A 13,419-nucleotide genomic window follows, 5' to 3' on the forward strand; every position below is an offset into this window, starting at 1 on the left:
CGCGGTCCCTTGCACACTAGCGGTCCTCACCTCGACATCGACGGCAAAGATGTGAACAGTTTGTGAACAGTCGGACAGTCCGCTGAACGTCACTGATGGGTTCGATCCTACACGCTCGCTTCCAACCCACCTTGACTCCCAGAACTACCTGACGGCGGCCCAGCAACCTCGCGCAAGGTTGCTGGGCCGCCGTCAGGTAGCAATTAGGAGGTGAGGGTGGCGGCGAGCTCGTGGAAGTCACGGCTCGGGTTGCCGAAGCGGTGCAGAGTCATCGACACCGCCTGCTCCTGCACGTAGTACCGCAGCTCCACCCGACCCGAGGTGGTCACCGGCTCATCGATGATCGCGACCTCCGGGCGAGGCGCGGCCGCGGCCAGCAGCTCGTCCTCGAACCGACCGAGGACACGGATGCGGGCACCCACCGTGTCGTCGTACCGGCCCTGGCCGACCATCTCGGCGAACAGATCCGGCGACTCCGTGCGGGCCGGGACACCGGCGTTCGTCACGGCGATCTTCACCTCGGCGGGCACATCCTCGGCGACGGACAGCTGCACCGTCGACCCCACCGTGGCGGCGGCATGGAGGGAGCGTTCGAGATCGAACAGGCTCGCCTCGGCAGTGACGCGCAAGGTGACCGGGCGAGGACGGTAGCGGAAGATGTTCGCCTCCGCACGCAGTCCCGTGTGGTCCTTTGCCGCACCGAACTCGGCCTCGAACCAGCGCTTGTCATCTGCCTTGGCCGCCTCGAGGTTCTGGCTGCCGGAATCGGCGAAGTGGCCGAAGAGCATGAGGTAGTTCGGGCCGCCGGCTTTCGATCCCAGGCCGACCGAGGACTGCTTCCAGCCGCCGAAGGACTGCCGGCGCACGATCGCACCGGTGATCCCGCGGTTGACGTAGGCATTGCCGACCTCGACGCGGTCGAGCCAGGTGCTGACCTCCTCGGGGTCGAGAGAATGGATGCCGCCTGTGAGGCCGAAGTCCACGGCATTCTGGAACTCGATGGCCTCATCGAGATCCTTCGCATGCATGAGACCGAGCACCGGACCGAAGACCTCGGTGAGGTGGAAGAACGAACCGGGCTTGACCCCGTCCTTGATTCCCGGGCTCCACAGACGACCCGAATCGTCGAGCTGCTTGGGCTCGAGCAGCCAGGATTCGCCGGGTTCGAGCGACGTCAGCGCCCGACGCAGCTTGTCCGAGGGATCCTCGGTCAGCGGACCCATGGTCGACGCGAGGTTCGACGGCCAATCGACGACCATCGACGAGGCGGCATCGATGAGCTGGCGACGGTAGCGCTCGGAATCGTAGGTCGATCCGACCATGATGCCCAACGAGGCGGCCGAGCACTTCTGCCCGGCATGTCCGAAGGCCGAGTACACGAGGTCGGCCATGGCGAGGTCTCGGTCCGCCGCAGGGGTGATGACCAGGGCGTTCTTGCCCGAGGTCTCCGCATTGACGTGGAGTTCGGGCCGGAAGGACTTGAACATCGCCGCGGTCTCCGAGGCACCGGTGAGGATGACCCGGTCGACATCCGGATGCGAGACGAGATGCTGGCCGAGTTCCCGCTCGACCGGAGCGCACAGCTGCAGCACGTTCTTGGGCACGCCGGCCTGCCACAGGCAGTCGACGATGAGCGCCGAGCAATGCGGGGTCGGCTTCGACGGCTTATGGATGACCGCGGATCCGGCCGCCAGCGCCGCCACGGTGCCGCCGGTGGGAATGGCCACGGGGAAGTTCCACGGGGGAGTGATGACGACCATCTCGTCGGGAGTGAAGGTCGCGCCCTCAAGGTTCTCGAGCTCGAGCGAATTCAGCGCGTAGTAGCGGATGAAGTCGATGGCCTCGGACACCTCGGGATCGGACTGCGACGGCATCTTGCCGACCTCGGCGGCCTCGACGGCGATGAACTCACCGCGACGGGCAGCGAAGATGTCCGCGGCCCGGTGGAGGATCTCGGCGCGACCAGCGGCACCGAGGGCTCGCCAGTCGGCGGCCGCGGCGCGACCGCGGGCAATCATCTCATCGAGGTCGTCCGTGGATTCGACCTTGGGCGCGTTCGGGCGGTCGTCAAGGTAGCCGGGGGCGGTCGCCTCGGCGACGATGCTGCGCACCCACTCCTGGTTGGCGGGGAGGGATGGGTCGGTGTCGGGCTCATTGAAGAACTGGGTCGGCACCACGGTCTCACCGAGTGTTTCGGTCGACCGGTTCTGGTGGCGGTTCGGGGCCGGTGCGGTCTCGCCCTCGTCCTCGAGGATGGATTCGAGCTGGTTGACCGACGCGGTGAACCGGTCGGCTTCGCGCTTGAACACGTCGTTTCCGTTGGCGAGGTCGAAGATGCCGGACATGAAGTTCTCGGACGCAGAGTTCTCTTCAAGTCTGCGCACGAGGTAGGAGATCGCGACGTCGAACTCCTTCGGATGCACGGCCGGAACGTAGAGGAGGAGGTCTCCGACGTCCTCGGTCACGGCGGCGGCCTGCTCACTGGCCATACCCTGGAGCATCTCGAATTCGACGCGGTCGGTCACGGAGCGTTCGACGGAGAGGTGGTGGGCGAAGGCGATGTCGAACAGGTTATGGCCGGCCACGCCGATGCGCAGGCCCTTCATCCGCTCCCGGGTGAACAGCCAGTGCAGGACCCGCTTGTAGTTCGCATCCGTGGACTGCTTCGAATCGCATGTCGTCGCAGGCCACCCCGCGATCTCGGCGTGCACGGTCTCCATCGCGAGGTTCGCGCCCTTGACGAGGCGGACCTTGATCCCGACTCCGCCGTTCTCGACACGGCGGGAGGCGAATTCGCTCAGCCGCTGCACCGCGCCGAGCGCATCGGGCTGGTAGGCCTGGATGACGATTCCGGCCTCGAGATCCTTGAACTCCGGTTCGGAGAGCAGGCGCGTGAACACTGCGATCGTCAGCTCGAGGTCCTGGTACTCCTCCATGTCAAGGTTGACGAACTTCGCGCCGGTCGGGGCTTTCGCAGCCTGCTGGTAGAGGGGACGGAGGCGGTCGACGACATAGTCGACGGTCTCGTCGAAGGCCCACATCGAGATCTGCGAGGCTACGGAGGAGACCTTCACCGACACGTAGTCGACATCGTCGCGGGCGAGCAGCCGGTGGGTCTGCTCCAGGTGGTTGTCGGCTTCGCCGTCACCGAGCACGGCCTCGCCGAGGAGGTTGATGTTGAGCCGGTGACCGTCGGCGGTGAGGGCGGCGACGGTCTTGCCGAACTGCTTGTCCCGGGCGTCGACGACCATGTGGCCGACCATCTGACGCAGGCGGGTGCGGGCGGCGGGCACGACTACCTGCGGGGCGATCTTGGCCAGTGCGGCACCGGCCTTGATCTGTGCACGGTCGAGGTACGACATCGTCTCGGGCGCCAACTTGCCGACCTCGGCCAAGGCGTCGGCGGCGGCGTGGACATCGTCGGTGCGCACGACCCGATCGACGAACCCGACGGTGAAGTCGAGGCCGTTGTCGTCGGAGAGGACGGCGGAGAGGCGTTCGGCCGCGGGGTTCTTCGCCGTGGTCATCGACGTCGACACTCGCAGCCACCTGCGGACGGTGTCGATCGACTGGGCAGTGAGCGTGGCGAGGTCGGTTTCGGTGTGCAGCAACTGTGCTCCTTCGGTGCTCGGATTCGGTGCTCTCACGCGTCGGCGCTGACCGTGGAAGCTGGGTGTGAGATCAGTATGCGCCGCCGAAATCCGGGGGTGAAGAGGCGGAGCCGAACGTTGGGAATGTTTGAGTCAGAAGTCCTAAGATAGAGGGATGTATTCCGCTGAGTTCCGTCGTGACGCTGTGGTGCTCCTGACGACGTCGACCCTCGCCGAGGCGGCCGCGCGCACGGGTGCATCACCGGCGACCCTGCGTCGTTGGGCGAGTCGGTCCGACCTCGAAGATCGTCCCCGCAGCGGCCGCCCGCCGATTCAGGAGACCGCCGACCGGGTCGTCGAAGCCCTCGTCGCGACCGCGGGGGCCAGGATCTCCGGACGGGACTATTCGACCCGTGCTCTGGCAGAGGCGACGGGGTTGAGTCAGAGCATCGTCTCCCGTTCCGTGCGGGCATTGACGATCCCAGTCACCGAGGTGGCCGGCGGCTCGGAACTCATCCTCGCCGCCAGTGGGTTTCCCCTCGTCATCGTCGGTATTCGCAGAAACGATGCAGGTGGGGATGGCGGTCGAGGAGAGCCTGCGATGATCGTGCCGCCTCGGCGAATTCAGAGGCGCATCGCGGGAATCACCGCGGCCCTGCGCACCGCGGGCGTCGGGCGGTGGGCGCAGCGCTTCGACAGCGAGCATCGGCAGGTGCCCACCGCCGAACTGCTCGCCCTGCTTCACGGTGACGGTGACTTCCTCGTCTTCGACCCTCTCGGCGAGGTTCCTGACGACCTGTCAGGCGTGGCGGGAGACCGGGTGAGGGCGTGCGCGGATTTCGATGATTTCGTCACCGCGCTCAAGAGCCGCCTCGGCGAGTGTCAGGACATTCCCGGGTCCCTGCTCGATCTGCTCGCCGACCGCGTCCGGAACGGACTCGAAGGTGTGCTGTGGTGGGAATCGGCCCCGTACGAGCCTCAGAGAAGTTCCATTACTTCTGACTCAATGGAGATATCGTCGTGGCTGCCGAAAGAGACTCGGTCGATCACCGAGCACCTGGCGATCGCTTTGCGCGAGGAGATCATCGACTCCGGCTACGAACCTGGAGACCGGATCAATCCGCGCCTGCTCTCCCGCCGCATGCAGGTGCCCAGGGCCTCGGTCGATGCAGCGCTGCGAAGGATGGTCGATGACAAGCTGCTCGACGGTTCTCGCGGCGGCGCGCGGATTCCTCTGATCACGACCGTCGACGTGCTCGACCTCTACGCCGCGCGCATGGCCATCGGGGAGGTTGTGCTCAGGTCCCTGGCGCTGCGTCCGCAGCGCTACCTCGTGCCTGTGCAGCTGGCCCTGCGACAGGTCGAAGCCTCGGCGCCGACGCGCAGCGGAATCGATGTCGAGGACGCAGACCTCCATTTCCAACAGGAGCTGGCCCGTGCTTCGGGCCTGCGGGAATCGGCGCGTGCCTTCGAAGCCCTGACTCTGCGGCTGCGCCTGTTCATCTCTATCTTGCAGCTCGACTACTCACCGGCCAGCGACCGCATCGTCAGTGACGATCGGGCCATGTTCCGTGCGCTCAGCAGGACGGATGCGAAGACGGCGATCGAGGTCTGGCGCGGCAAGGTCGACAATGCGGTGAGACATATGGCCGGTCTGCTGGGCAGGCGGCGCTTCGACCAGGAGCTGTGGACCCAACTGACCCGCAGCCTCGGGTGAGTACGGAAGCCGGGAGCCGCCTCGGCGGAGGTCGTGGTCTATATTTGTGCCGTGGAGACTTTGGTTGTGGGCGTGGCCGGCGGAACCGGCAGCGGAAAGACGACGCTGACTCAGGCGCTGTTGGACAAGTGCGAAGGACCGCCGTCCGTGCTCTTCCACGACAACTACTACAAACGGCGCGACGAGCTCACCTACGAGGAGCGCGAGAAGGTCAACTACGACGATCTCGATGCCTTCGACAATGACCTCTTCGTCGACCATCTGACCGCGCTGCGGAACTCCGAGGCGGTCGACAGTCCCGTCTACGACTTCTCGATCCACAACCGCAGCGACGAGACGACGCGCGTCGAACCCGCGCCGGTCATCATTGTCGAAGGCATCCTCATCTTCGCCGAGCCGCGCATCTGCCAGCTGCTCGACATCAAGCTCTTCGTCGACACCGACGCCGATGTGCGCCTGCTGCGCCGGATCAAACGCGATGTCGTCGATCGCGGGCGGACGCTGCAGTCGGTGGAGGACCAGTACTTGGGCACCGTCAAGCCGATGCACGAACTCTACGTCGAGCCGTCGAAGCGCAATGCCGACCTCATCATCCCCGACGGCGGTCACAACATCGTCGCCATGGACATGATCCTCAACCGTATCCAGCGCGGAGTCGTCTGAAGCTGAAATAGGGTCTGACCTGTGCGTACTGGGTCATGCGGCGCCGTTCGCGCAGTCGTGTCAGTGCCGACGGGTACCGTTTTCATATGGACGTCGACTCCGCACGGGAACCAGCGCCGGTTCCGGATCCGCTGACCGAGATCACTCGGTTCGGTGAGCTCCTGCGCGGTCTCGACCCAGGCGGTACCGAGGCGGAGACACTCGAGCGGATCACTGCGCTCGAAGAGCTCAGGTCTGCCGTCGTCGCCGCACAGTCGCGGGAGGCAGTGGCGTTCGAAGCGCTGCGCATCGAGCGGGACCGGCTGGGCAGGGTGCCCGCGCTCGACTGCGGAAATCGTGCCGGAGACGAGATCGGGCTGGCGAAGAAGGTCTCGCCCGGATCGGGGCGGAAGTTCCTCAGCACCGCCCGCTCGATCGTCATCTGCATGCCCAATACCTTCAAAGCCCTGGCCAAGGGGGAGATCTCCGACGACAAGGCGCGCATCATGGTTGATGAGACCGCGGTCCTTGCCGCCGCCGATCGGCGCAAGGTGGACACGCGGATGAAGCGCAGTCTGGAACCGAGCGGGCTGCGCAGCCTGCGGGCCGAAGTGCGTGCGCTCAGTGCGGAGATGGACGCCGAGGCGGCCGCGAAGCGGGCAGCGAAAGCTGAGTCCAATCGTCGTGTGAATCTGACTGTGATCGATGACGGGATGGCCAGGATCTCTGCGATCCTGCCGCTGACTCAGGCCGTCGCCGCCTATGAGAGTCTCCGGGCCGGCGCCGAGTCGATCACTGCCGCCGGAGACGCGGGCGGGCGGACTCGCCAGCAGGTGCTCGCCGACACCTTCGTCGAACGGTTGAGCGGCCAAACGAGTGCGACGGCGGTGCCCGCGGAGATCCATGTGCTCGTCGAGGCCGAATCCCTGCTCTCGGACGGGCTCGTACCGGCCTGGCTGCCCGGATTCGGGCCGCTGCCGGCGCAGACGGCACGGAAGTTCATCGCCGCGAACGAAGCAAAGATGTTCATCAGCCGGATCTTCACTCGTCCCGACGACGGGCAGCTGGTGGGGATGGATGCGAAGAGTCGGGAATTCACCGGCCGACTGCGGCAGATGATCACCTTCCGCGACGATGTGTGCCGGACACCGTGGTGCGATGCGCCGATCCGGCATACCGATCATGCCGTTCCCGTCGCCGCTGGCGGAGCCACCACCTGGGAGAACGGTTCAGGGCTGTGTGCATCCTGCAATTACGCGAAGGAACATCCCGGGTGGAAGCACCTCGCCACACCGGACGGGCTGCGCGTCACCACGCCGAGCGGACGATCGTACGAGGTGACCACGCCCGCAGTGGTCCGCCGCATGCGGTTCCCGCGTCCTGAAGCGGTGTCCGAACCGGGTGGTTCGCCGCCGGGGCCGGATTGGCGGCAGACCTTCTCCCGTTTCCTTGAACCGGATAGAGATGAGGTCAGGAGAGTGGCCGAAGAAGTCGACGCAGACGAACCGCACGAGGCGGCTCAGCCGAACCAGCCGATCGAGTATCAGACGATCGAACCGAAGTGCGTGCTGTCCGAGCAGCTGCCACCGCGGTATTGCACTCGTGCCGAGAAGTTCGCCGCCTGGCGCAGCCGCAATGCGCACCGGCGACCGAGCGCGAAGGACTGCAACGGCAGCCCGGTCGAAAGTCAATTGGTTCGGATGGTGTTCGGGCCCGACTGAGCCGCGTGTCGGATCTGGAACATGGCGGGAACACCTGTCACATGGATACTGCAGAGAATCGTGGTTATGGACAGGGCGGGTAAACACGACAGCACACCACTGACGACTGCGCGGGGGCGAAGTCTCAACCTCGTGGCGCGTGTGCTCCCCTTAGGGGCGGTGGCCTGTTGGGTGATCACGATCTTCGTGCCGGTCCTCGACAGCGGAAGTCCCGGATCGATGCAGATCCGCGTGACATCGCTCGGGTTCTCGCCGATCGACATGAACGACCTCGACGAGGTCTACCTCGTGCTCTGGATCGTCATCCTCACCGGTGCATTCACAGCCTGGCTGCTGTCCGCGTCGAGGTGGTGGTCGATCGCGGCCATTGTTCTGGGCACGGTGCTGGGACTGCGACTCCTGCAGATGGTCGCCGACCCGCCGATCATGATGTGGGACGGGCAGACGGCCAATGGCACGCCCACCGGCGGCATGGAAGTTGCCTATCCCGCGGCAGGGTTCGGCCTCTGGGTGCTCGGCAGTCTTCTGTTCTTCGCCGCCGGCATCTGTGGTCTGGTCGCCGCCGCCCAACAGGACCACCACCGTCGTGAACGGATCAAACGGTGCATGTCGAAGCGCCATGGTCCCGCCGCGTGAGAATCGGCCCGGCCGGCTGCTTCTGCGATTCGCCCAAGGGCTGTCACTGTCTGCGCTCTGCCTGTGGATCGTCATGCTCTGGGCGCCGGTGTTGGCCAGTCCTGAGGAGCCTGCCGAGGGTCCGCACCCGCCGCGCATCATCGTCACTGCTCTCGGCGGACCGCCGTTCGACTTCGAGGAGGCGCGGGGCTCGATGGTCCTGGTCGCCGTCGGCGTTCTCGTATGTGCGGCTGCTTCGCTCCTGATCACCGTCAGGTCTCGGCCCGATGCGCACCCGTGGCCGGAGGTCGTCGGGCGCCTGTGGTCGGTCGGAACTCTCGCTCTCGGTGCCTGTGCCATCCTCACGCTGGTCACGTTGCTCGCGGACATGCCGACGATCATGTGGGACGCCGTCGATGACGAGGGCCAGCCGGTATTCGGAACCGTCATCGGCGAACCCGCGGTCGGCGCGATTCTGTGGGTCGTCGGCTGCCTGTGCCTGTTGGCGGCGGGAATCTGCGGCCTCCTCGGCGACGCCAGGCGGAGGAAAGCAGCACCCGCTCCCTGCGCAAACTCGAGAATCACCCCATGGCCCCGAGGGAACCGAACGCACCGCCTCGCGCAACGGCTGCCGTGGGTCGCGTTGGCCTGCTGGGTGCTGATGATCTGGGTACCGCTTTTCGACAGCGGCGACCATGGTGATGATCGACTCACGGTGACATCGCTCGGACGGGTACCCTTCGATCTCGCCGACCTCACCCCGGAAATCATCCTGCCCTGGGTGGTCGTTCTCGTCTGCGCAACTACCGCGAGACGGTTCGACACCTTCGCCCAATGGCCTCTTCTGTCGGTGGCAGCCGGAGTCGGCCTGTTCATCCAGCAGGCGACGATGGTCACCGATCTTCCGCGAGAGCGGGTGACCAGCACCGATACCGCTGGCGAAAAGCTCACTGCCTTCATCGTCGGGTATTCGTCAGAGGGCCACTATCTCTGGACGATCGGCTGCCTTGCACTCGTTGCCGCAGGCATCAGCGGACTCCTCAGCGATCGGCGGCGGATAGATCGGCAGATGCAGCGGCAGGCAAAGCGTCCGCCGGAAAAGATCATTCGCCGACGCCAACGCAAACTGCAACAGCTGGCCCGGCTGCTGCCTTTCATCGCGGTCACCATGTGGATCGCCACGATCTTCATCCCCGTCGTCGACAGCTTCAACGGCGTCGGCCCTCGCATTCGATTGACCTCGCTGGAGGACTTGACGTTCGATGACGGCGGTGAAATGCTGCCGCCTTTCATTCTCCTCTGGGCGATTGTGGTCGGCTTTGCCGCGCTCGGCCTCGGCTTCGCCGCTGACCAGTGGTGGAACGTGGCGGCCGTGCTCATCGCCGCGCTCATCGTCCTCATCTTCGTCGCCATCCTTCTCAACCCTCCGACGATTATGTGGGACGGTCAGCTGCCCGACGGCACGCCGATCGGGGGCATGGAAGTTGGACGGCCGTCCTTCGGCTTCGGACTGTGGCTCATCGGAGCAGCCTCACTCGCCGCGGCCGGTATCTGCGGATTCGCGGCAAATGCACAGCGCCCCCGACACACGGGCGAGGGCGCTTGAGTCTCAGCGAACCGAAATTCGACTGAGGGCGGAAAGAGGGCTGTATCACTTCACGGGTTCGAAGACCTTCGCGAAGTAGTCGCCGATCTCGGAGTGCGCATCCAAGGGGAAGATTCCTGAGACGTACTGGTCGGGGCGGACCACGACGACGGCGCCGTCGCGGCTGATCTCACGGGCCTCGAAGATGTCCTCATCGGGCAGGGTCGCGTAGATCTTCTCCACGTATTCAAGATCGAAGGCGCCGATATGCGGACGGAAGACCGTCGGCACATCGGGGAAGGCGAACTCGTTGTGTTCCTGCTGGTAGATGACGCTGAGTTCGACGAGGGCGTCGAGGTCCTCACCGTCCCGGCGGTAGGCGACCAGGGGAGAGGCAGGATCCGATTCGAGCCACGCAGCCAGCGCCGCCACTTTCGACTCGCCGGCTGCGCCGTCGCCACTGGCGGAGCCGTCAACGACCGGAGCGGCACGATCGGCGAAGACGTAGACACGCCAGCGCCCGTCAGCGCGGGCTTCGTGCCCGAGATGAATGAAGTTCGCATCGCAGCTGCGCTTGACCCGAGCCGACTTGAACCGCTTGCCGATCGGGAATCCCGCGGCGAGCTCCTGATGAGTCGTCGGCGTCGTGATCATCGACTCCGTGTACTCGGTCATGAAGCCGGCGGGGAACTCTGCGGTCTTGACGTAGAAGTCCTCGAGGTACGTCGACTCCGGCAGCTCTTCCTGCGGAGTCGCCATGAGCGTCGACCATTCCTTGTCGAAGTCGATGAGGTTCTTCGCCGCCACCTGACGTTCGGCAGAGTAGGTGCGCAGCAGCTCCGTCGACGATCGGCCGGAGATGACCTGACCGAGCTTCCACGCGATGTTGAACCCGTCCTGCATCGACACGTTCATTCCCTGTCCGGCCTTCGCCGAGTGGGTGTGGCAGGCATCGCCGGTGATGAACACGCGCGGGCACTGAGAGGCCGGATCGGTCTCGTCGGTGTCGTCGAAGGCATCCGTGAGCCGGTGCCCGACCTCGTAGACCGAATGCCAGGCCACCTTCTTCACATCGACGCTGTAGGGCGCGATGATTGCGTTGGCGCGGTCGATGATCTCGTCGATGCTCGTCGACCGCACCTTCCGTGCATCATCCTCGGGTACGACGCCGAGGTCGACGTACATCCGGAACAGGTGCCCGCCCTCGCGGGGGATGTGGAGAATATTGCCGTTCTTCGACGAGATCGCGCACTTGGTGCGGATATCGGGGAAGTCCGAATTCGCGAGCACATCCATCACGCCCCAGGCGTGATTGGCCTGGTCACCGGACATCGTCCGTCCGATCGACGATCGGACCTTCGACCGGGCACCGTCGCAGCCGACGACGTAGCCGGCGCGGATGGTGCGTACCTCCCCGGCGCGCTCGCCGGCCGTGTAGCGGACGGTGACCGATACCGGATGGTCCTTCGCCGAGGCGCCGCGGCGTCCTGGTCGACCGCGAGGTCGACGAATTCGATCCCATAGTCGGGTGTGATCTTGCCGGGGGACTGGGCGGCGAACTGGGCGAAGTAGTCGAGCACGCGTGCCTGGTTGACGATGAGGTGCGGGAATTCGCTGATGCCGTGCTCGTCATCCTTGGGCCGACCGGTGCGGATGATGTTCTCGGGGTTCTCCGGATCCGGATTCCAGAACGCCATCTCCGTGATGTGGTAGCCCTCGCGCATGATCTCCTCGGCGAAGCCGAACGCCTGGAAGGTCTCGACCGAGCGGGCCTGAATGCCGTCGGCCTGACCGATGACCAGCCGCGAATCGCGCTTCTCGATCATCCGCGTGTTCACGTCTGGGTACTGCGAGAGCTGGGCCGCCGCGATCATCCCCGCCGGACCGCTGCCGACGATGAGGACATCGACCTCATCGGGCAGATCCTCTGCGCGATCGATTCCGTACCCAGCGGCCTCCTCGATCCGCGGGTCTGCGGACACATAGCCGTTCTGATGGAAATGCATGTCAACCTCCGGTTCTTGACACGTCGTCGTGATAATCGAATGCTATCAGTTCATATACGATCTGAGGTTTTCGGGGTGGCCGCCATCACGTCGTCGCTGATCACCTGCGGCGAACCGACCCCGATGATCGGGCTCATTGACTGCTCGTCCGCGTGGTCGGGTCCCAGCGGAATGCCGGTGCGGTCGCGCAGCAGCAGCGTCGCCGTGAGTGAGAGCACGGCGACGATGCCCAGGTACACCGCCACCGAGGTGGTCGATCCCGTCGATGAGACGAGGGCCTTTGCGATCGTCGGAGCGAAGGCACCACCGAGGATCGATCCGATCGCATAGGAGACTGAGACCCCGGAGAAGCGAACACTGGAGGGGAAGAGTTCGGCATACATCGCTGGCTGCTGACCGTAGGTGAGGCCGAGGCCGACAGTGAGGACGACGAGCCCGAGCAGGAGCATGCCCGCCGAACCCGTGTTGACCAGCGGGAACAGGCTGAAGATGCCGATGAGGAGCAGCGCCCACCCGAGGATGTAGGTGTTCCGGCGTCCGATCCTGTCCGAGACAGCTCCCGCGATGATCGTGAAGACCAGCCAGGACACCGCCGAGGCGGCGACGGCCCAGAGCACGGGACCGCGTTCGAGGCCGATGGGTCCGGTCGGATCTGTGGCGTAGTTCTGGATGTATCCGCCGGTGGTCATGTACCCGGCGGCGTTGTTGCCCATGAACACGAGGGAGGCGAGGATGACGAGCAGCCAATGGCTCTTGATGAGCTTGCCCAGCGGGTTCGTGACCTGTTCCTTGCGCTCGGCGATCTCGTGGAAGACGGTGGATTCCTCGACTCCGCGGCGGATCCAGTAGCCGCCGAAGACGAGCACGATCGAGAGGAAGAACGGCACCCGCCAGCCCCATTCGAGGAAGGCATCGCCCGGGGCGATCGAGGTCATCAGGGCGAGCACGCCCGAGGACAGCAGAAGGCCGATGGACACCCCGATCTGCGGGAAGGAACCGCGCAGTCCGCGTGACTTCTCATCAGCGTGTTCGACGGCGAGCAGAACGGCTCCGCCCCATTCTCCGCCGGCCGAGATTCCCTGGACGATGCGCAGTGTGATGAGCAGGATCGGAGCCAGGACGCCCGCGGTTTCGAAGGTCGGCAGGAAGCCGATGAGCGCGGTCGCGGCACCCATGGCCATGAGGGTGATGATGAGGACCACCCGGCGGCCGAGCTTGTCACCGAAATGTCCGGCGAGGAATGCGCCCAAAGGGCGGAAGAGGAAGCTGATCCCGACCGTCGCGAAGGCGACCATGGTCGAGAGCGTCGATCCGAGCGGGCCGAAGAAGAGCTCGTTGAAGATCAGCCCCGAGGCCGCCGCGTAGAGGAAATAGTCGTACCACTCGATGCTCGTGCCGACGATCGTCGCGAATGCCACCCGGGTCTGAGTGTGCTTCTGTGCTGCCATGACTCCTGTGTCCTGTCGTGCGTCCCAACCACGTTCTCTGTGGCCTGGATTACTTGTTCTCGGGAACCGTATCGTATACGATCTGTGGTGAAGCC

At 65.2% G+C, this 13,419-nt stretch carries 7 protein-coding genes and 1 pseudogene; 5 read left to right on the forward strand and 3 right to left on the reverse strand.

Translation table 11 applies throughout. The annotated features are described in order from the left end of the window. Positions 1-203 precede the first annotated feature (203 nt). Entirely contained in the window at positions 204-3,611 is a 3,408-nt protein-coding gene (locus tag LJ362_RS03260) for a bifunctional proline dehydrogenase/L-glutamate gamma-semialdehyde dehydrogenase (protein ID WP_264800737.1), read from the reverse strand. Positions 3,612-3,765: 154 nt separating this feature from the next. On the opposite strand from LJ362_RS03260, the gene LJ362_RS03265 reads away from it, so the two are divergent. From LJ362_RS03265 to LJ362_RS03285, 5 genes are all read left to right on the forward strand, one after another. Beyond that, a complete protein-coding gene (locus LJ362_RS03265) occupies positions 3,766-5,307 on the forward strand; it encodes an FCD domain-containing protein (RefSeq protein WP_264800738.1) in 1,542 nt (513 codons plus the stop codon). Between the two features lie 51 nt (positions 5,308-5,358). After that, on the forward strand, positions 5,359-5,970 hold the full coding sequence (gene udk / locus LJ362_RS03270) for a uridine kinase (RefSeq protein WP_264800739.1): 612 nt from the start codon (positions 5,359-5,361) through the stop codon (positions 5,968-5,970). 86 nt (positions 5,971-6,056) lie between these two features. Further along, positions 6,057-7,670, forward strand: coding sequence for an HNH endonuclease (locus LJ362_RS03275; protein WP_264800740.1), 1,614 nt, complete (start codon positions 6,057-6,059; stop codon positions 7,668-7,670). 132 nt (positions 7,671-7,802) lie between these two features. Next, positions 7,803-8,306, forward strand: coding sequence for a hypothetical protein (locus LJ362_RS03280; protein WP_264800741.1), 504 nt, complete (start codon positions 7,803-7,805; stop codon positions 8,304-8,306). Further along, positions 8,290-9,891 carry a hypothetical protein gene (locus LJ362_RS03285; RefSeq protein WP_264800742.1) on the forward strand — a complete coding sequence of 534 codons (1,602 nt, stop codon included), beginning with the start codon at positions 8,290-8,292 and terminating at the stop codon, positions 9,889-9,891. The genes LJ362_RS03280 and LJ362_RS03285 overlap by 17 nt, the downstream gene beginning before the upstream one ends. 45 nt (positions 9,892-9,936) lie before the next feature. On the opposite strand, the pseudogene LJ362_RS03290 reads toward LJ362_RS03285, so the two are convergent. Next, positions 9,937-11,876 (reverse strand): annotated as a pseudogene (locus tag LJ362_RS03290) (FAD-binding monooxygenase). 50 nt (positions 11,877-11,926) lie between these two features. Next, on the reverse strand, positions 11,927-13,324 hold the full coding sequence (locus LJ362_RS03295) for an MFS transporter (RefSeq protein WP_264800743.1): 1,398 nt from the start codon (positions 13,322-13,324) through the stop codon (positions 11,927-11,929). Positions 13,325-13,419 lie beyond the last annotated feature (95 nt).

This window comes from Brevibacterium sp. JSBI002 (assembly GCF_026013965.1).
In the GTDB taxonomy this organism is placed as follows: Bacteria; Actinomycetota; Actinomycetes; order Actinomycetales; family Brevibacteriaceae; genus Brevibacterium.